The organism is Streptomyces sp. NPDC057950 (genome assembly GCF_042887295.1).
Lineage (GTDB): Bacteria > Actinomycetota > Actinomycetes > Streptomycetales > Streptomycetaceae > Streptomyces > Streptomyces kaempferi.
Window position 1 is genome coordinate 1 of sequence record NZ_JBHVPP010000038.1, and the last position, 16,701, is coordinate 16,701.

General features: G+C 70.4%; 15 protein-coding genes. 6 read left to right on the top strand and 9 right to left on the bottom strand.

Annotation, left to right across the window (positions count from 1 at the left end):
- Positions 1 to 222 precede the first annotated feature (222 nt).
- The gene (locus tag ACFVTC_RS40490; RefSeq protein WP_390134507.1) at positions 223 to 750 is read right to left on the bottom strand and encodes a hypothetical protein; all 528 of its coding nucleotides are present in this window, start codon (positions 748 to 750) and stop codon (positions 223 to 225) included.
- A 566-nt stretch (positions 751 to 1,316) separates the two neighbouring features.
- Here ACFVTC_RS40490 and ACFVTC_RS40495 point away from each other — a divergent pair.
- Positions 1,317 to 2,243, top strand: coding sequence for an SGNH/GDSL hydrolase family protein (locus ACFVTC_RS40495; protein ID WP_390134509.1), 927 nt, complete (start codon positions 1,317 to 1,319; stop codon positions 2,241 to 2,243).
- A 317-nt stretch (positions 2,244 to 2,560) separates the two neighbouring features.
- Positions 2,561 to 3,166 carry a GPP34 family phosphoprotein gene (locus tag ACFVTC_RS40500; protein WP_390134511.1) on the top strand — a complete coding sequence of 202 codons (606 nt, stop codon included), beginning with the start codon at positions 2,561 to 2,563 and terminating at the stop codon, positions 3,164 to 3,166.
- Between the two features lie 62 nt (positions 3,167 to 3,228).
- Here ACFVTC_RS40500 and ACFVTC_RS40505 read toward each other — a convergent pair whose 3' ends face one another.
- The 6 genes from ACFVTC_RS40505 to ACFVTC_RS40530 form a co-directional block, all read right to left on the bottom strand.
- Complete coding sequence (locus tag ACFVTC_RS40505; protein ID WP_390134513.1) at positions 3,229 to 4,395, bottom strand: hypothetical protein; 1,167 nt, start codon at positions 4,393 to 4,395, stop codon at positions 3,229 to 3,231.
- A gap of 376 nt (positions 4,396 to 4,771) precedes the next feature.
- Positions 4,772 to 5,143, bottom strand: a complete 372-nt coding sequence (locus ACFVTC_RS40510) for an ArsR/SmtB family transcription factor (protein ID WP_390134516.1) — start codon at positions 5,141 to 5,143, stop codon at positions 4,772 to 4,774.
- A 211-nt stretch (positions 5,144 to 5,354) separates the two neighbouring features.
- Positions 5,355 to 5,729: a hypothetical protein gene (locus ACFVTC_RS40515; RefSeq protein ID WP_390134518.1), complete on the bottom strand. Its 375-nt coding sequence runs from the start codon at positions 5,727 to 5,729 to the stop codon at positions 5,355 to 5,357.
- A gap of 467 nt (positions 5,730 to 6,196) precedes the next feature.
- Entirely contained in the window at positions 6,197 to 7,102 is a 906-nt protein-coding gene (gene ppk2 / locus ACFVTC_RS40520) for a polyphosphate kinase 2 (protein WP_390134521.1), read from the bottom strand.
- Between the two features lie 58 nt (positions 7,103 to 7,160).
- Positions 7,161 to 7,394: a hypothetical protein gene (locus ACFVTC_RS40525; RefSeq protein ID WP_390134523.1), complete on the bottom strand. Its 234-nt coding sequence runs from the start codon at positions 7,392 to 7,394 to the stop codon at positions 7,161 to 7,163.
- Positions 7,395 to 7,413: 19 nt separating this feature from the next.
- Positions 7,414 to 8,568, bottom strand: a complete 1,155-nt coding sequence (locus tag ACFVTC_RS40530; protein WP_390134525.1) for an anion permease — start codon at positions 8,566 to 8,568, stop codon at positions 7,414 to 7,416.
- Positions 8,569 to 9,539: 971 nt separating this feature from the next.
- Between ACFVTC_RS40530 and ACFVTC_RS40535 the strand changes: the two genes are divergently transcribed.
- On the top strand, positions 9,540 to 10,373 hold the full coding sequence (locus ACFVTC_RS40535) for a PIG-L family deacetylase (protein ID WP_390134527.1): 834 nt from the start codon (positions 9,540 to 9,542) through the stop codon (positions 10,371 to 10,373).
- A 524-nt stretch (positions 10,374 to 10,897) separates the two neighbouring features.
- On the opposite strand, the gene ACFVTC_RS40540 is transcribed toward ACFVTC_RS40535, so the two are convergent.
- On the bottom strand, positions 10,898 to 11,419 hold the full coding sequence (locus tag ACFVTC_RS40540) for a hypothetical protein (protein ID WP_390134529.1): 522 nt from the start codon (positions 11,417 to 11,419) through the stop codon (positions 10,898 to 10,900).
- Positions 11,420 to 11,452: 33 nt separating this feature from the next.
- Positions 11,453 to 12,385: an ADP-ribosylglycohydrolase family protein gene (locus ACFVTC_RS40545; protein WP_390134531.1), complete on the bottom strand. Its 933-nt coding sequence runs from the start codon at positions 12,383 to 12,385 to the stop codon at positions 11,453 to 11,455.
- 369 nt (positions 12,386 to 12,754) lie between these two features.
- Here ACFVTC_RS40545 and ACFVTC_RS40550 point away from each other — a divergent pair, with 369 nt between their 5' ends.
- The 3 genes from ACFVTC_RS40550 to ACFVTC_RS40560 all read left to right on the top strand — a co-directional run bounded on the left by ACFVTC_RS40550 (position 12,755) and on the right by ACFVTC_RS40560 (position 16,616).
- On the top strand, positions 12,755 to 14,005 hold the full coding sequence (locus ACFVTC_RS40550) for a cytochrome P450, cyclodipeptide synthase-associated (protein WP_390134533.1): 1,251 nt from the start codon (positions 12,755 to 12,757) through the stop codon (positions 14,003 to 14,005).
- A gap of 97 nt (positions 14,006 to 14,102) precedes the next feature.
- Positions 14,103 to 14,495, top strand: coding sequence for a nuclear transport factor 2 family protein (locus tag ACFVTC_RS40555; RefSeq protein WP_390134536.1), 393 nt, complete (start codon positions 14,103 to 14,105; stop codon positions 14,493 to 14,495).
- A 120-nt stretch (positions 14,496 to 14,615) separates the two neighbouring features.
- Positions 14,616 to 16,616: an ATP-binding protein gene (locus tag ACFVTC_RS40560; RefSeq protein WP_390134537.1), complete on the top strand. Its 2,001-nt coding sequence runs from the start codon at positions 14,616 to 14,618 to the stop codon at positions 16,614 to 16,616.
- The last annotated feature ends 85 nt before the right edge of the window (positions 16,617 to 16,701 follow it).

Sequence of the window (16,701 nt, forward strand, 5' to 3'; positions counted from 1 at the left end):
CGCGGGTCCTGCCCCAACAGGGCTCACGCCCGACCCAGTTCCACTTGTGACAAGGGTGCGTCGTCGAGGGCGCGGGACTCCCCCGGGGCCACCGCGGTTTTTTTTTTGCCCCCCCGGTGCGGGCGGGGGGCCCCCCCCCCGCCCCCGGGGCTCGGTCTCACGGAAGCCCTGTACGGGGGCTTGATCCGACGTGGACACCGGCCCCCGGCCGGGGCCCTGTCGTCAGGAGCAGAGCACGCGGGTCTCGGGCGTGTAGGCCGGGCCACCGCTGGAGTTGGTGCTGTCGCTGAACTCGGCGTAGTAGTACGAGTAGAAGCCGATGTTCCCGTTGCATCCGGAGTCGGCGGCGACCTGGAGCGTCAGAGTGACGGTCCGGCTCTGGCCGGGCGGGACGGTCGCGCCGTAGTTGGCGCCGAGGTTGGCGGGTCCGGTGCCGGAACAGGGTGTGCTGCCGGCCGCCGTGACCAGACTGCACCCGGTGAAGCTGTACTTGAGGTCGGGCCGCTGCGTGGTCAGCCACGTCGGATCGATCGTCTGGTACACGAACCAGATGTCGTAGGTCCTGTTGTTGGTGATCGTCATCGACAGGTTCACCGTGCCGCCCGGGTGGGTGGTGGCGCTGTCGGTCGTGAACGTCAGCTCGGCCGGGGCCGGGTCGGCCGCGCTGGCCCGCGGCGCCAGACCGAACACGGCGAGGACAAGGGCGAAGACGGTGGCGAGACCAAGGCGTCTCATCTGAGTGGATCGCATGGGCCGGGAGGCTAGGCAAACCGCGAGCGCACCGTCTGCCCCTGCCGGCACACCAGAAGCGCCGGTCGGCCGGAAGTGCGCGTCTCGGGAAGGCGATGTAACCGCGCCGTCACACACGGTGATTTCTCCCGTCTCCGCATGACATTCGGGGTGTGAGGGGGCGGGAGGGGTGAACCCGCGGCGTTTCACGGCTGCATGGCGTCACCGGGCGCTATTGGCCAGTACCGGGTGTGCCGGGCCCGGCGGAACGATTCCTACCGGATTCCCGTCGGGGGAGTTCTCGGCCAACCCGTGATTTCCGGCCGGGTAGCGCCCGGCGCCGGGCGTCGAGTGCTGCGGGGAGGCCCCCACCCCGCCGTTCGCCGACGTCGGAAGCTGAGGGTCCGTTCGGCGCGTCCGAGTCACCCCTGTCAGATCCCTGTTCCAGCGACCTACCGGCCGGTATACAAGCGATGTTGAATCTGCAAGGGCAGCGCTCTCCCGACCGTGGTGGCGCTCGGTGTGACCGGAGCGCCGGCGACGGCTGTGATCGGGCTTGCTGTGTCAGCGACGACGGAGGAGAGTTGATGAACCATCACATGGTCCCGGGCGGCACGGCCCCACGACGGCGACACGCACCCGCGCTGGGAGCGGCCCTGGGCTGCGGTGTCCTGTTCCTCGGCGTCCTCGCGGCGTCCCCCGCGGCGGCCCACGGAGGTCACTCGCACCGGGGCGAGAAGTACGTGGCGCTCGGCGACTCGTACACCTCAGGACCCCTGATACCACGTCAGGTCGACGCGAACTGCGCCCGGTCCGACCAGAACTACCCCTCGCTGGTCTCGGCCGCGCGGAAGACCGGCGCCTTCACGGACGTCAGCTGCAGCGGCGCGACGACCGAGAACATGTGGAAGGCCCAGGGGACCAACGGCCCCCAACTGAACGCGCTGGGCCGCTCCACGGATCTGGTGACGGTGCAGATCGGCGGCAACGACGTCGGCTTCAGCTCCATCATCGGCACCTGCGTGGCGCTGAGTTCGAAGGACCTGTCGGGCGCCCCGTGCCGGCAGTACTACAACGCGTCGGGTGTCGACCAGCTGACTCTGAGCATCCTGCAGACGGCTCCCAAGCTGGCGCGGGTACTGCGCGCGGTCCACGACCGCGCCCCGCACGCTCGCGTGCTCGTGGTCGGCTACCCGGACCTGCTGCCCGACGACGGCAGCGGCTGCTATCCGTCCGTCCCGTTCGCCGCGGGGGACTTCCCCTACCTGCGCGACGTGAGCAAGCGGCTCAACCTGGTGATGCGCGCGGTGGCGCTGTTCAACCGCGCCGACTACGTCGACACCTACAAGCCCACCATCGGGCACGACATGTGCAAGGCGCCCGCCGACCGCTGGATCGAACCGCTGAAGCCCGCCTCACCGGCCGGTCCCGCGCACCCCAACGCCAAGGGCGAGGCGGCGATGGCCCGGGCGGTCCTCGCGCAGATGTCCAGGGGTGACGGACACCGCCACTGACCCCCGGCCGCCGGGGCACGACCGCGCCGGCGAAGTGCCCCCGCACCGCGTCCGGTGCGGGGGCATCGCCGTGTCGTCCCTCACGCCGAAAGGCCCCGGCGAGGCGGGGGCGCTAGAGTCCCGAGTGCTGGAGGCCACTTCGGCCGGACCTGACGCCCGTCGGCCCGGCGGTCCGTTCCGTGAGCGCGGCGGCCGCCGACGACGACGTCGGACCGTGCCGTGCGGCCGCACACCGGATGCCCGTCCGTTGTCCACGCAGTACCAGGACACCTGCTCAGCGACCTGTCGCCGGCGATGACTCTGTGGGAGATCCCTTCATGACCACGGCCAAGGACCTCTTGATCATCGCCATCGAGGTGGACCCCGGCGGGCCCGTGGGACAGGGCGATCTGTCCCTCGCGCTCGCCGGCGCCGAACTGATCGATCTCCTCGGCGCGCGGGCCGTCACCCTGTCGGGCGACCGCGTCGTGCCGGCCGGGCCCACGGCGGCGGAGGACCGCCTCCTGGCCGAGGCCGTGGCGTCGCTGGTACGGCAAGTGCCGTACGAGTCGGTCGACGACTGGCTGTGGCGCAGGGGCCGCGATCTGTTCTCGGCCTACACCGTCGTCCTGGAGGAGGAGGGGCAGCTGACGCGGCAACGCCGTCGCCGGATGTCCTTCGCGGCCGCCCGCATGACGGTGGCGGACTCGGCGGCCCGCCGTCGCGCCCTGCACCGCTGGGCGGCGGACGAGCCCGTGGTCCTCGCCCTCGCGGCGGCCGTCGGTATCCAGGGCGACGAGACCGCGGACGAACCTGTCGTCACCGACGACGCGGTGACGACCGTGCTGGCCGCGGTCCACGACGCGGTCATGGAGCTGGAGGCCGTCCGCCAGCGCCGGTCCTTCGAGAACGCGGCGTTCGCCAACGTGTGGCGGGGAGCGTGAGGCCGCAGGACGTCCTGAACCGAGAGGGACTCCACCGTCGTACGCTCACCGGTCGTACGCTCTCACCCGGACGTGTCGGGCTGGTCCCCGGACGCGCCCGCGTTCCGGCCGGAGACGTCGTCCCGTGCCGCACGGCGGGGGCGGATGGCCCCGGCGACCCGCTGGAACGTCCGCGTCAGCTGCTGGGGCAGCCCGCGCCCGTCCACGTCGTCGAACGCCTCCTGGGCACGGGACGCCGCCCCGCGGAACTCCTTGACCTCGGCCAGCGCCGCGTGCGCGAGTTCGGTCGCCTCGCGGTACTGGTCGCGCGACCTGGTCATCGCTTCGAGCGCTTCGGCGTAGGCGGCCACCAGCGCACGGGCGCGGTCCAGCTCCTCCTCCATCGTCAGCAACTGCCACTGCTCCCGCAGCGCGGTCACGGCCTCCTGCGCCTCCGCGGCCAGCGGCCGGGGCAGGGCGGCGTAACGTACGACCTTCTCCAGGAGCTCCGTCGGCTCCGACCCGTCGAAGAACACACTGCGCACGGTGAAGTCCTCCTCCGTGTACCCGGTCCGGGCCGGTGAGCCGGGCAGGATGACGGCACCTCCGCGTGGCACCCGTACGCCCAGGTCGTAGAGGGCCCAGTTGACGGTCTGGAACTGATCGGGCGCGGCGCGGTGTTCCACCACGCGGTGGCGCAGGGCGGGCGGCAGCAGCCGCACCAGGGGGAGCCGGCCGCGCTCGTCGGTCGTCATCGCCTCGTGGACGACGACGTTGATGCTCCAGCTGTGCTGCGCCGACTCCCGGAGCAGACGGCGCAGCGCCTTGTCCTCCTGCGGAAGCGGGTTGATGTCCTGCAGGGCGAGATCGCCGACCACGTCGCGGTCCCAGCGGACCTCGCCGCCCACTGGCCAGAACATCGTCGCGGGAGAGGGCCAGGAGAGGTCCCAGGGCCGGTCCGCCTCGGCGGCAAGCGTCCAGCGCCGCTCCTCGTCCACGTGCGCGCGTCCGTCGGTCGTGAGGCGGGCGCGCACGGTGATCGCGTCGTCGACGACCCAGCGGGCTTCGAAGACGTGCGCGTCGGGTTCCGCGGAGTTCCCGGTCTCCAGGAAGTCCCGGATGGTCTCGTCGGCCTTCAGCCTCCGCAGGTTCTCCCGGAGGATCTCCTGCGGCGCGGGCCCGGCCTGGCGTCCTCTGGCCAGCCAGACGGTGTCCGGAGCGGTGGGTCGGGCGGTGGTCGACTTGGGCATGAGTCACTTTGCGGGTGGGAGGCGGCGTGCGCTCCCAGTATGGTCGCTGCGGGCCGCGCGCGGCGAGGCGAGGGCCGTGTGGATCACCGACCTCCGCCCCCGTCCCCCTATGGACGGTTTTTCGCTTTGCGTTCGTCCATAACCATTACGGGGCGATATCGACGCTTGTGACCGTGAAGCCCGCCTTCACGCGGCCGCCGTCTTCGCGGGCGCGACGCATCGCGGAGAATGTGATCCTTTGCCTGTTCTTGGCGTGGTCACCTTCCTGGCGCGGTCGAACCGCGTCCCGGTCCCATCCGATGCGGCGCCCTTGTGGTGAGGGCGTGAGGGGTGAGCAGGTCGCGGGCGTCGACCGGGGGTCAATCGGCGCAGGGGCTCAGGAGGTTGGGCTCACGCTGCCCTGGGTCAGGGCCGGCCGGACGTCGGCCTGGCGCAGCTCGGCCAGCAGTTCGCTCTGGCCGACGAGGAGTTCGGTCAGGATGCGGCGGGCGGCGCGCAGGAGTTCGGCGACATCGCCGCCGGCCAGCGCGTAACTGACGGTGGAGCCCTCCCGGATGGACACCACGATCCCGGAGCGGCGCAGCACGGCCAGTTGCTGGGAGAGGCTGGAGGGTTCGATCTCGATCTCGTCGAGGAGGTCGCGGACGGGGACCGGGCCGTTCTGCAGCAGTTCCAGAACGCGGATGCGCACGGGGTGCCCGAGCATGCGGAAGAACTCGGCCTTGGCCTGGTAGAGGGGGACCTGCATGGTGATCGTTCGCTCCCTACCGCGGTTGACGGACTGGGCTCCGGCCGGGGCGGCGGCCGTGTACGGGCCGCCGCGGGTGCGGGCTTGCGGACCGATGACCGATCCTCGCGTCTCCCGCTCCGCACACCCATCGGATTTGCCTGATCTGGATGTGCCCAGATGAAGAACTCTTCAATTCGTGGGCGTGCGGAGGCGTGGAGGAAGCGGCTGGTCACACCTCCAGTTCGGCCTCGATGCGCTTGAGCTGGTGGCGGGCCATGGCCAGGTTGGATTTCGCCTTGTCGAGCACGAGGTAGAGGAACAGACCGTTGCCGTCCCGGCCCTTGAGCGGCCGGATGAGGTGGTACTGATGCGAGAGGGTGATCAGCATGTCCTCGATGTCACCCTTGAGTCCGAGGTGCTCCATGGTGCGGGTCTTGGCGCGGATGACGTCGGTGTTGCCCGCGGCGGCGACCGCCAGGTCGAGGTCCTTGCTCCCTCCTAAGGTGCCCAGCGCCATGCCGCTGGTGTAGTCGACGAGAGCGGCACCCAGCGCGCCCTCGATCGACGTCATGGTCTCCTTCAAAGAGATGTCCACACTTGCCATGACGGTGTCTCCTCGCTCTGCGCGGCCCGGAATCCCCCGGGCGGCTCCGTGAGCGGGACACTACGTACCGTGAACGCCGGTCGGCCGAGTTGTTCCGGGACTGACCGAAGGTGCGTCGGGGAGGCGAGTGGACTGATCTCTTCTGATCACCGATATACGTTGAGTGACCGTTCCCGTTCCCGTTCCCGTACTCCTGGTCCAGCCCGGCCGGCGCGGCTGCCCGGCACGCCCATGGCCGAGCCCATCCGCGTGCCACGCAGCACGACCGCCCCGGGGCTCAGGATGATCTCCTGAAAGCGCGCCCCGTGGCGGCTCTCAAAGGCTGCTCGCGAGCCATCGCCGTACCGCCGGGCGGACGGCGAGCCGCGCGGTCGGCCGCGTACGCGCCCGCGTGCGCCCGGCTCACCGTTCGGTCAGGACCGCGGACACGTGCTGTGCCGGCGGTGTCACCGAACGGCGGGCCGTTGTCAGGACGCCGCCGGACCCTCGGCGGGCACCGCGTCGTCCTCGCCCTCCTCGAGCAGGTTCGCCGCCGCACCCACGATGCTGGGGTCGGGGCTGCCGACGACCTCCTCGTCCTTGTCGGCGTAGGCGAAGCGGGCCAGCACGCTGCGCATGGCCTCGACGCGGGCCCGCTTCTTGTCGTTGCTCTTCACCACGGTCCAGGGCGCCTGCTCGGTGTCCGTCTCGCGGAACATGGCGACCTTGGCCGCCGTGTAGTCGTCCCAGAGGTCCAGGGAGGCCAGGTCCATCGGGCTCAGTTTCCACTGCCGAACCGGGTCGACCTGCCGGATCGTGAAGCGGGTGCGCTGCTCACTCTGGGAGACCGAGAACCAGAACTTGACCAGGTCCACGCCGTCGTCGACGAGCATCCGCTCGAAGGCGGGCGCCTGCCGCATGAAGCGCAGGTACTCGTCGTCGGTGCAGAAACCCATCACGCGCTCCACACCCGCCCTGTTGTACCAGGACCGGTCGAACATCACGATCTCGCCCGCGGTCGGCAGGTGCTCCACATACCGCTGGAAATACCACTGCCCGCGTTCCCGCTCCGTCGGCTTCTCCAGCGCCACCACCCGAGCCCCGCGTGGGTTCAGATGTTCGGTGAAGCGCTTGATCGTGCCGCCCTTGCCGGCCGCGTCGCGTCCCTCGAAGACGACGACGAGCCGTCGGCCGGTCTCCTTGATCCAGCTCTGCAGCTTCAGCAGTTCTATCTGCTGGAGGCGCTTGTGCCAGTCGTACTCCTTGCGCTCCATGCGCTGCTCGTACGGGTAGTTCTCCCGCCATGTGTCCACCGGGCTGCCATCCGGCCGGATCAGTACGGGGTCGTCGTGGTCGGAGTAGTCGACCCGCATGCCAGCCAGCAGTTCCGTCATCCGGCCCTCCCTTTTTCCGTGCTCCGCGTTTCCCGCCACTCGGGTTCTTCCCGCTGTCTCAGTGGAACTGCGGCACGATCAGATATATGCCGTACGCCACCACGGCCGCGCAGGCCAGGAAACAGAGCCCGGCCTGGGCGAACCCCAGGGCGTCGCTGCCACCGCCGCCGTCACGCGCGGCCTCGACCCGGGCGATGCCCAGTACGCCGAGCGCGAAGACGACGACCACTGCCACGGTGACACCCGTGCTCACCGCGGCGACTTCACCGAGTGCGGTCCAGTCGAGATGCATGTCCGGAACTCTCCTAGGCTCAGGCGGGCGTACCGACGCCGGTCGGCGTCGCGGTTCGGACGGAGACCTCGTGGTGGTCGTTGACGTTCGAGGCGTGTACCGGGTTGCGGCGCGAGGCGGCGACGATGAAGGTCGCGACGGCCACCGCGACGAGCGCGATCACCACGGTGCCGAAGGTCCCGCCGTGCTTCACGACGCTCGCCGACACCCCGCCGACCAGCGCGGCGGCCGGCAGTGTCACCAGCCAGGCGACCGCCATGCGGCCCGCGGTGCCCCAGCGCACCTCGGCCAGCCGCCTGCCGAGCCCCGCCCCGAGAATGCCGCCGGAGCAGACCTGCGTGGTGGAGAGCGCGAAACCCAGGTGGGCGGACGTGAGGATCACCGTCGTGGAGGCCGCCTCCGCCGCGAAGCCCTGCGGGGACTGGATGTCGGTGAGCCCTTTGCCCATCGTCCGGATGATGCGCCAGCCACCCAGGTAGGTGCCGAGCCCGATGGCCAGGCCCGCGGACGCGATGACCCAGACCGGCGGACCCGCGTCATGGCCCAGCGCTCCCGCCGAGATCAGCGTCAGCGTGATGACGCCCATCGTCTTCTGCGCGTCGTTCGTGCCGTGCGCCAGCGACACCAGCGAGGCCGACGCGATCTGCCCGAGCCGGAAGCCCTTCGTCACCGACTTCTCACGGGCCCGGGCGGTGATCCGGTACGCGAGGTACGTGGCCAGCAGTGCGGCGACACCTGCGACGACAGGCGAGGCCACCGCCGGGATCAGAATCTTCTCGAACACCTTGTCGAAGTGCACGCCGTGCTCACCCGCGCCGACCCACACCGCGCCGATGAGCCCGCCGAAGAGAGCGTGTGAGGAACTGGAGGGAAGCCCGAGCAGCCAGGTCAGCAGATTCCACAGAATCGCCCCGACCAGGCCGGCGAAGATCATGCCCGGAGTGACGAGTGTGTCGTCGACGATCCCGCCGGAGATCGTCTTGGCGACCTCGGTGGACAGGAACGCTCCTCCGATGTTCAGGACGCCGCTGACGAGGACCGCTGTTTTCGGTTTGAGCGCCCCGGTGGCGATGGACGTGGCCATCGCGTTCGCCGTGTCGTGGAACCCGTTGGTGAAATCGAAGGCCAGAGCCGTGACGATGACGACCGCCACGAGGAACGTGATGTGGTCCATCCCTCGATGGAAGCAATCGGAGACGTACGGGGGGAGAACCCGAGGCGAAGCCCACGTATGGCCGAGGGGAGGTGAGCGTGTGTTTGCGGTCGTATCGGGCAGCGTTCACGGGCGTCGGGACCCGACGACCCGCAGCCAGTCGTCCTGGACGTCCCGGTTCCTGGTGCCGATGGCGAGGCGGAAGGCGTGGTTTCCCGGCGTGGGTTCGGAACACCGCACGGTCCAGGCGCTGTTGACGCACAGCCGCACAGCCGCACAGCCGCACAGCCGCACAGCCGCACAGCCGCACAGCCTGGCGGCCGGCAGTCCGCGCAGGGCCGCGTACCGGTGGACGCCGAACCCCGGCGGCCCAGCCGCTGCGACCGTTTCGTCCGCTCGACCTCGGCCTCGACCTCGGTGCGGTGGTCGAGGCTCGGCGGCCCGAACGGCAAGGTGTCGGCCTGCTCCATTTCGAGCCGCACCTCCGCGGGCAACGGCCACGGCGTCGCCGGCTCAGGCGTCGGATCCACGCCGACCCGGTAGGGGTCGTCATCGCGTTCCCTCACATCATGGGCAAGGGCATCCGGTCGGCATCCTCATGGACCCTGACTGGGAGAGTCGCAGGTCACAGCATTGGCTCCTGGCAGGCGAGCTGAGAATCCCACCTCCCATGTAGGGTCTCAATTTTCGTGTCGGAATCTCACGGCTGGTGCCGGATGGACGTCGGATCGCACCCGGCGCTGAGGCGTCCAGATCGCGCCTCCGCCCCGTCCGTGTCGAATAGCCGACGCCCGGAAGGCCAGGCTGGGCGGCCGCGCCGGGAACAGCGGGTCCGCCCGTCGCCGTTGCACGGACCGGGTGACCGGCGCCGCACGGGCGGGGAACACGGAGACCACGAGGTCGTCCGTCCCACCAGGATCCGGGCCCCAGGATCGCGGTACGCCCGCCGCGTACCCGTACCAAGACGTATTTCTGCAGGAGGACTGTTTTTCATGACCGACCGGCCCTTGACGCTCATGGCAGTACACGCCCACCCCGACGACGAGGCCACCGGAACCGGAGGGGTCCTCGCGCGGTACGCGGCGGAAGGCATCCGTACGGTTCTGGTGACGTGTACCGACGGCGGTTGCGGTGACGGACCGGATGGTGTCAAGCCGGGCGACCCCGGGCACGATCCGGCGGCCGTCGCCTCGATGCGCCGTCAAGAACTCGAGGCGAGCTGTGACGTCCTGAAGGTCAGTGAACTGGAGATGCTGGACTACGCCGACTCCGGGATGATGGGCTGGCCGAGCAACGACGCCCCCGGGTCTTTCTGGCAGACCCCAGTGGAGGAGGGCGCCGCCCGCCTCGCGGAACTCATGCGGCACTACCGACCCGATGTGGTCGTCACCTATGACGAGAACGGCTTCTACGGCCACCCCGACCACATCCAGGCCCACCGCATCACGATGGCGGCGCTGGAGATGACGGCACTGACACCGAAGGTGTACTGGACGACGATGCCCCGCTCGATGATGCGGCGGTTCGGCGAGATCATCCGCGAGTTCCACGAGGACATGCCGGAGCCGGATCCCGCGGAGGCCGCCGCGATGGCCGAGATCGGCCTCCCCGACGATGAGATCACCACGTGGGTGGACACCACCCCGTTCAGCGGTCAGAAGTTCGATGCGCTGGCCGCGCACGCCAGTCAGGGCGAGAACATCTTCTTCCTCAAGATGGGCAAGGAGAGGTTCGGTGAGTTCATGGGTATGGAGACTTTCGTACGTGTCAAGGACGCCACCGGCGCGTCCGTACCGGAGAACGATCTCTTCGCCGGGCTGCGCTGATACGCCGGGCCGACCGGCGCCCGGGAGAGCTCCTCGACCGCACGGCGTGATCGAACGGGTGACGCCCGAAGGCTTGTCCGCGCGAGTTCCGGCGGCCCGCGCCCAGCGCCTCGCGGGCGGCGTCGACATGTGCCCGCACTGCCTACCGGACACCGCGCTCGTCCCCGAACCTCCCGGCGACCGCACCGTGACGTCCCCGCACGGCCCTCGTCGCATCCGGCTGCCGTACCCGAAGCACGCCTTCGGCAGGTGGCTGGTTCTCAGCCTTCGCGCAGCCTCGCGCGGGCCGGCCGCCCGGGTCGGGTGACAGGGGCGGAGGGCTGGGGGAGGCGCAACGGGGGCGTGCGTGTGGCGGCGCGGCTACGATGGCCGGTGAGCGGGCCCTGGACCCCGACGGTCGCCACCCGGACTGGGACCGGACGGTCGCCGCACGGACCGCCCTCCGGATCGGCGGATAGCGGCCCGGCCTCTATGCACCCCGGATTCGGTGCCCCCTGCTCGTGGTCGTCCGGGACCAGGACCGGTCACGCGGTGGGATCCACGTTCCACGCCGCGGGCAGATCGCTGCCGCAGAAGACGCAGACGAAGTCGTCCTCGCGCACGATGTTGTGCTCCTGGCAGTCGGGGCACCGCCGGAACACGACCTCGTGGGTGAAGCCGGAGGGCCGCCGGAGCTCGACCGCGTCCAGAGCGCGGGCCACCTCCGCCCAGGAGGCGACGTCCGGGCAATAGCCGGTGGACTGGTTACTGACCTCGCTCACGGTCCACCGGTCTGCCTCGCGCATGAAGCTGATCTCGCCGGCACTCAGAACCACGTCTCCGCCAGCACAGGCCACGTGCTCGCTTCGCCGCGGCGCCAGCCGAAGCACACCGTCCATACCGACCACGAAGGTGAACGGTTCGGCCAGCTCCACCGCCGATTGCTCCAGGGTCCAGCCACCGAAGTCGGCCGCCGAACCGATCCGACGACCGCCGTCACCGGGCCGCACCGCAGTCTTCAGCTCAGCCGGTCCGACATATCGGTAACTCCGCCTCCGCCCACTCACGTCAGTCAACCTGGAGCACTTCCGACACACGCCCTAGGCGTGTTGGCGGCCGGTCCCGGTGGAATCCCAGTTACTCCAGGCGGGGATGTCCTCGCGGGCCCGGAGCCAGGCATCCGGCAGCGCGCCCGTGCCCGTCCGCGCCGCGACGACTCCACCCGCGATGGCACAGGTGGTGTCGCGGTCGCCCCAGCCGGCGACGGTCTGCCACAACGCCTCGGAGAGATCGTCCAGATGACCCGCGGCGGACCACAGCGCGTACGGCACCGTGTCCGGAGCCGAGATCAGTGTTCCCGAGCCCAGAACGGACGCCGCGTGACGAACCGACGCGCGCGGCGAGAGGTTGGCGGCCACCAGCAGCCCGGAGCGGACGTCACTGTCCGGCAGGTGCGAGGCGATCTCCTGCAGGAATTCCGCGCGCGACGATGTGTCCCAGCCCTTGTCGGCGGTCGCCAGCGCTGCGGCGACCGCCACGGCCACGGCTCCCGCGACGGCCTCCGGGTGGGAGTGGGTGGCCACGGCGGACAGCCGGGCCTGCTCGCGCACGACCGCCATGTCGTCCCGGAACCACGCACCCACGGGGGCGACCCGCATCGCGGCGCCGTTGCCGTGGGAACCCTGCCCGCCGAACTGCGCCGTGGTGACGGTCTGCCAGTCCTCCCCCTCCCCGATCCGTCGCAGCACACCGTGCATGGACGGACCGTACTTGCGTCCCGGGTCCCGGTCGTACTCGGCGGCGAACTCCTCCGCCAGCTCGCCCGGCCGGACCTCCCCATGGGTCACGAGGTGTGCGAACAGGACGAGAGCCATGGCGGAGTCGTCCGTCCACGCCCAGGGCGCCGGGCGCAACTGCCGTGCCGCCCACTGGCCTTCGGTGTCCTCGTCGGAGCGCGTGAACCAACTGTCCCCGAAGGCGTCGCCCATCACCAGGCCGTCCAAGCTGTCGCGGGCGTGCTGCCGGCCGGTCATGGCGAAGTTCCTCCGGATCGTCGACGGTCCCGGCATTCTCGCCGTACGCATGCCGGGCAGGCGAATGGAATACCTCCGTAGCGCCTGTTCAGTTCCGTACGGGCGGGAGATCGCGGCGCGTGCGGGGCGGGTCCCGCTCACCATGGCAACGGCTCTCCGCGACCGTCGGCCGCGCGGGGCCCGGAGAGAAGCCCGCCCCGCGACCGGAACCAGTGCCGCCGTTCGCTCATCCTGTACCCCGGGTGGGCCGGTTCGCTCACCCATCTCGCGGACGCGACAGACGGGGGTGGGGGCGCATCACACGGCAGGTCACGTATTCCGACCAGGACTGTTCCTCCCCGACACCGCGCACTTGGAGAGGCCCTCACCATGCCTGTGGTCAGTCCCCGTCTCAGCATCCTGTCGGAGGCGTTCGCCGCGGACCCCTACCGCCACTTCGCACGGCTGAGGGAAGAGTCTCCGGTGCACCACGAGCCGGCGATCGACAGCTATTTCCTCTCCCGCCACCAGGACGTCGAGCGGGTGCTCACCGACCATGAGGCGTTCAGCACCCGGACGTTGCAGGCGCGTGCCGAGCCGGTGATGCGCGGGCCGGTCCTCGCCCAGATGACCGGGGCCGAACACACCGCCAAGCGGAAGATCGTCGTGCGGGGTTTCACCGGCCGGGCCCTCCAGCACCAGAGACGCGCCATCCACGCCAACGCCGCCGAACTCATGGCGCCCTTCCTGTCCCGGGGCCGGATGGACCTCGTCAACGATTTCGGCAAGCCCCTCGCCATCCACGTGACGCTCGACGTCCTCGGTCTGGACAGGAAGGACTGGCGGCAGGTGGCCGCCTGGCACAGCGGGGTCGCCGAGTTCATCACCAGCATGACTCTCACCCCCGAGCGCCGCCGGCACTGCATGGACTGCGCGGAGCGGCTGGAGGCCTATCTCGCACCCGTCATCGAACAACGCCGCCGCGACCCCGGAGAGGACCTGATATCGAAGCTGTGCGCCGCCGAGTTCGACGGCATCGCCTTGGGCGACCGCGACGTCACCGCGTTGATCATCAACGTGTTGGCCGCCGCGACCGAACCCGCGGACAAGACCCTCGCCCTGCTCTTCAAGCACCTGATCGACCATCCCGAGCAGATGGCACAGGTCCGCCAGGACCCGAACCTGCTGACCGCCGCGATAGCCGAGACCCTGCGCCGCACCCCGCCGGTCCAGCTCATTCCCCGCCAGGCGGAGCGGAACGCGGTGTTCGCGGGCACCACCGTCCCGGCGGGTGCCACGGTCTTCTGCCTGATCGGCGCGGCCAACCGCGACCCCGATGCGTTCACCGCCCCGGACACGTTCGACATCCACCGCCCGGACCTGGGCACCGCCCGTTCCTTCACCGCGGCCGCCCAGCACCTGGCCTTCGGCACCGGACTCCACCAGTGCGCCGGCGCGGCCTTCGCGCGCACGGAGATCGAGACCGTCGCCGCGATGCTCCTGCCCCTCCTCGACCAGGTCCGCTACAGCCCTGGCTTCCGCTACCAGGAAACCGGCCTGTACACCCGAGGCCCCGTGTCCCTGTCGCTGGACTTCACTCCGTCCACGAAAGCGGTACCGCCCCCGGTCGGCGGCCCGTGACCCCGGCCCACCCGGGGCCCGCCCGACGAACTGACCTCCACGGCCCCGACAGCCCGGAACAACTCCATGTCCCTACTTCCCTCAGGTGAACACACCGATGAATCCGACCGACATCACCAGAGCCATCAACGACCTGCTCTTCGACCCGGGCCTCGACCTCGCCGAAGCCCTCGACCGGCACTTCACCCCTGACTACCGGCAGCGCACCGACGGCGTGTGGAGCGACCGGACCTCCTTCGCCCAGCACATCACCCGCCTCCGCTCCCTGATCCGCGGCGGACACATCGAGGTCCACGACGAACTCCGGGACGGGTCGCGCTACGCCGACCGCCACACCGTCACCCTCACCCAGCACAACGGCCGTGTCTCCAGCACCGAGGTCTACCTCTTCGCCCAACTGGCCCCCGACGGACGCTTCCACAGCGTCGAAGAGACCACCCTCCTGATCACCGGCCACTCCGACGACGGGAACCTCGGGCACATCAAGTGATCTGGGCTCGTCAGACGATCGGGCTCGTCAAACGGGCCGGACAGGGCCTCCGTCAGGCCGCGCGGAGCAGCGGCACCGGAGGAGAGAACAGCGTTCGAAGCAAGGAGAGAGGGATCCGCCATGGTGTCCGTGGGAGAGAGACTGAGCAGTGCGCGCGGGCGTGCCTTCATCGGCAGGGACGAGGAACTCGGGCGCTTCGAAAAGGCATTGGCCGGTGATCCGCAGGCACCGTTCGCGTTCTACGTGTACGGGCCGGGCGGCATCGGGAAGTCGACGCTGCTCCGACGTCTGGCGGACGGCGCCCGCGCGGCGGGCCGGCCGCTCGTCGAACTCGACGGCCGGTTCGTCAGCCGGGACCCCGCCGATTTCGAGCACGCCGCCGGTCCCTTCCTGGACGTTCCGGGCGCGGTCCTGTTCGTCGACTCCTTCGAGCACTGTCAGTGGCTGGAGAGCTGGCTTTGGCACCACTTCCTGCCCCGTGCCGCGGACGACACCCTGGTCGTCCTGGGCGGACGGCGCGCCCCGCAGCCGCAGTGGACCACCGACCCCGCCTGGTCCCGGCTCCTGCACGTGACCGAACTGGAGCCGTTCTCCGCGGAACAGGCCCGCACCCTGCTCGCCGCGGCGCGGATCCGGCCCGAACTGCGCGACCGGGTACTGCGCTTCGCGGGCGGCAACCCGTTGGCCCTGTCCCTCGCGGCCGCTGCGGGATCGGCGGGCTGTTCCCGGGAGGAGATCTGGGCCCCGTCCGCGGACGTCCTGCGCACACTGGTGGCGGGACTGATCGGCGAGGTCCCCACGGCCGCCCACCGCCGTGCCCTGGAGGTCGGCGCGCAGGCCCACTCGACCTCCGAGGAACTGCTCGCCGCCGTACTGCCCGGGGAGGACGCCCATCAGCTCTTCTCCTGGCTGCGGGACCTGCCCTTCATGGAGTCCACGCATCGAGGGCTCCACCCGCACGACGCCGCACGCGAGACGCTGGCCGCCGACCTGCGCTGGCGTGCCCCGCGAGCGTTCGAGGGAATGCGCCGGCGCCTGGCGGACGAGTACCTGCGCATCCTGCGCGAGGCTCCCGAGGAGCGGGTGTGGACCATCACCGACGAGCTCTTCTACCTCTTTCGGGAGGGCGAGGTGCTGTCCCGGCTGCGCACCTGGTCCCGAGAGGAGGAGGTGCACGAACGCCCCCTGCACGCGGACGACATGGAAGTCGTACTGAGGATGGCCGAGGAGACCGAAGGAGCAGCCTCCGCGGAACTGGTCCGCTACTGGGCCCGGCGCCAGCCGCGGGCTTTCAGCGTCTACCGACTCGTGAGCACGGGCCGGATCGTGGCCTTCACGGCCCGACTCGAGCTGCCGGCCCCTCCCGACCCCCAGGACATCGCCACCGACCCCGTGGTCGCCGCCGCGTGGCGGTACAGCGAGGCGACCGCGCCGGTGAGCCCCGGCGAACACATCGGCGTAAGCCGCTTCACGATCTACCCCGAGCGCTACCAAGTGCCCTCCCGCGTAATCGACCTGAGCAGTTCCCGGGCCCAGGCCGAGGCGGCCCGTGCCCACGGCCGCGCCTACGGCTTCGCCGTCTACCAGGACGCCGAGACCTGGGCCGAACGCGTCGAAGGCACCCTCGTCGACACCGGGTCCCGCCCGCGCGTGGGCGAGCACACCTACGGGCTGTTCAGCGTCGACTGGCGACAGGTCCCCGTGGAGACCTGGCTCCTCCGCTTCATATCGGCCCCCGACGCACCGGCACCGTCCGCACCGCCGCCCATCTCGCGCACCACGTTCGACCAGGCCGTACGCGAAGCGCTGGCACACTGGCGCGATCCACGCGCCTTCGCGGCCTGCGCCCTGATGCGCACCCGTCTCGCGGCCGACCTCGGTGATCCCGTCGAGGAGCTGCGCGCCCTGCTGCGCCAGGCCGTGGCCGACCTCGCCCACGACCCGCGCGGGGTACGCGCCTGCGAGGCCCTGACGGCGGGCTACCTCTCCGGAGCGCCCACCCAGGAGGCCGCGGCCCGCCGGCTGGGTCTTCCGTACGGCACCTACCGCCGCCACCTGCGCCAGGGCCTGGACCTGCTCTACGAAGCCCTGTGGCAGCAGGAGCTGCACGGCCCCCGGTAGCAGCCGCAGCCGCGCGCTCCGGCAGAGGCGAGTGGACGGGTGCGGACAGCAGTGGACAGTCCCCGCCGCTGCCGGGCCTGGAAAG